This window comes from Hyphomonas sp. UBA3601, from assembly GCF_002375605.1.
Taxonomy (GTDB): domain Bacteria; phylum Pseudomonadota; class Alphaproteobacteria; order Caulobacterales; family Hyphomonadaceae; genus Hyphomonas.
In genome coordinates this window covers 1-2,201 of record NZ_DFME01000043.1, presented here as the reverse complement: position 1 = coordinate 2,201, position 2,201 = coordinate 1, and the positions used below count along the sequence as shown (strand labels likewise).

1 protein-coding gene is annotated in these 2,201 nt (G+C 63.3%); it reads left to right on the top strand.

The features are described 5' to 3' along the window. On the top strand, window positions 1-2,201 hold a 2,201-nt coding region (locus tag B4F73_RS04925; RefSeq protein ID WP_290482636.1), incomplete at both ends, for a DNA gyrase subunit B.

Genomic DNA, 2,201 nt, shown 5'->3' with positions numbered 1-2,201 from the left:
CGCAAACGCCCCGGCATGTATATCGGTGACACCGATGACGGTTCGGGCCTGCACCACATGATCTACGAGGTCGTGGACAACGCCATCGATGAAGCGCTTGCTGGCCATGCAGACCGCGTCACGGTCACCCTCTTCCCCGACGGCTCGGCTGAAATCACCGATAATGGCCGCGGCATCCCCGTTGGCATGCACCCCACAGAGGGCGCCTCAGCCGCCGAAGTCATCATGACCCAGCTGCATGCGGGCGGGAAGTTCGACCAGAACTCCTACAAGGTTTCCGGCGGCCTGCACGGCGTCGGCGTGTCGGTTGTGAACGCGCTGTCGGACTGGCTGGAACTGACCATCCACCGCGAAGGCAATGAACACTGGGTGCGCTTTGTCGAAGGCGGCCGCGTCGAGGCCCCGCTGGTCACGCGTGGCCCCTCCCCGATGACCGACAAGGGCAAGCCCTATACCGGCACGGCGGTGCGCTTCCTGGCCTCTGCCAGCACGTTCACGATGACCGATTACGACCGCAAGACGCTGGAGCACCGCCTGCGCGAGCTGGCCTTCCTGAACAGCGGCGTCCACATCATCTTCCGCGACGAGCGCGACGCAGAGCCTTACGAGATCGACCTGATGTATGAGGGTGGCGTGAAGGCCTTCGTCGAGCATCTCGACAAGACCAAGTCCAAGCTGATCCCCGAGCCCGTCTACGCCATTGGCGAGAAGGACGGCATCACGGTCGAGGTCGCGATGGAATGGAATGACAGCTACCACGAGAACGTGCTCTGCTTCACCAACAACATCCCCCAGCGCGATGGCGGCACCCACCTTGCCGGCTTCCGCGGCGCGCTGACCCGCCTGATCAACAAATACGCCAACGAAACCGGCATCGCCAAGAAGTCCAAGGTCGAGATTTCCGGCGATGATGCGCGCGAAGGCCTGACCTGCGTGCTCAGCGTGAAAGTGCCGGACCCGAAATTCAGCTCGCAGACGAAAGACAAGCTGGTCTCCTCCGAGGTCCGCCCGGTCGTCGAGAGCCTGATGGGCGAGAAACTGGCAGAATGGTTCGAGGAGCATCCGAAGGAAGCTCAGGAAATCATGATGAAGATCGTCGAGGCAGCGGCTGCGCGCGAGGCCGCCCGCAAGGCGCGCGAGCTGACCCGCCGCAAGTCTGCGCTCGACATCACCTCCCTGCCCGGCAAGCTGGCCGACTGTCAGGAAAAAGACCCGGCAAAATCCGAACTCTTCATCGTCGAGGGTGATTCTGCTGGTGGCTCTGCCAAGCAGGGCCGCAGCCGTGACAACCAGGCCATCCTGCCCCTGCGCGGCAAGATCCTGAACGTGGAACGCGCCCGCTTTGACAAAATGCTGTCATCTGACCAGGTCGGTACGCTGATCATGGCGCTCGGCGCGGGCATTGGCCGGGATGAGTTCAACATCGAGAAACTGCGCTATCACAAGATCATCATCATGACCGATGCTGATGTCGACGGCGCGCACATTCGCACCCTGCTGCTGACCTTCTTCTATCGTCAGATGCCGGAACTGATCGAGAAGGGCTATCTCTACATCGCCCAGCCACCGCTCTACAAGGTGACGCGCGGCCGTTCGGAACGCTATCTCAAGGATGATGCCGAGCTGGATTCCTACCTGATCGACGAAGGCACGAGCGGTGAAGCCCTGATCCTGCCGGACGGCACCCAGATTGCGGGCGAAGACCTGCGCGACCGCGTCCGCGCGGCTTCGAACTTCAAGGCAAACCTTGCCCGGCTCGCCCTGCGCGCCCCGGCTGACCTGCTGGAACAGGCTGCCATGGCGGGCGCAATGGCCGCGGGTGCCGGCGACGCCGAAGCCGAGAAGACCGCCGAACGCCTCAACCGCTTTGCGGAAGAAGGCGAAGACAATTGGGCTGGCCGGTTTGCAGAAGGCGCGCTGGTCCTGCAGCGCACCGTGCGCGGCGTTGAAGAGAATGCCATCCTGCCTGCGCCCCTGCTGGCCAGCCAGGACGCGATCCGCCTGGCCGAGCGCGCGGCGACGCTGAAAGACCTGTACGAAGAGCCGCTCGTCCTGCGCCGCGAAAAAGGCGGAGACATTACCGTCCACGGACCATGCGCCCTGTTCCAGGCCGTACTCGGCTCCGGCCGCGACGGCATCAAGATCCAGCGCTATAAGGGCCTGGGCGAAATGAACGCTGACCAGCTCTGGGAAACCACGCT